Here is a 429-nt window from a genome sequence, read left to right on the forward strand (position 1 = left end):
CGGGGGTGAAGGTTCCCGGCAGCGAGCCGCCGGTGTAGTTCTGCGACCAGAAATCCTCGATGTCGTCGACGGCGAGCAGGGCCAGGTCGTCGATCTGGCCGCCGTCGGTGTTCTCGGCCTGGCGCGTGGGTCCGGGTGCGTCGGGCCGGATGCCGCTGTGGCCGTCGGTCACCGGCAGGCCGCCGACGCGGTCGGGCAGGAACAACATCGAGGTCGCCCGGCCGCCGACCACTGTGGCGTTCCCGCAGCCGGCCAGGAGTGCCGCACAGCAGACCAGACCGAGCCACCAGCGAAACCTCGCCAATTGAGCCGCCTTCCGTGCGATCCGCCTCAGCCAGTTCTACCTGCTCGTGGCGACGTTCGGCACGGGCCGTTCGATGACCTGCGCGACAATGGCACCCGTTATGAGCACGTTCGACGGTCTGCTGG

General features: G+C 69.2%; 1 pseudogene. It reads right to left on the minus strand.

Features of this window, described 5'->3' with window-relative positions:
* Nucleotides 1-208 (minus strand): annotated as a pseudogene (locus tag RM844_RS32960) (hypothetical protein); the annotation flags it as partial.
* Nucleotides 209-429 lie beyond the last annotated feature (221 nt).

The organism is Streptomyces chisholmiae, from assembly GCF_031845445.1.
GTDB lineage: Bacteria > Actinomycetota > Actinomycetes > Streptomycetales > Streptomycetaceae > Streptomyces > Streptomyces chisholmiae.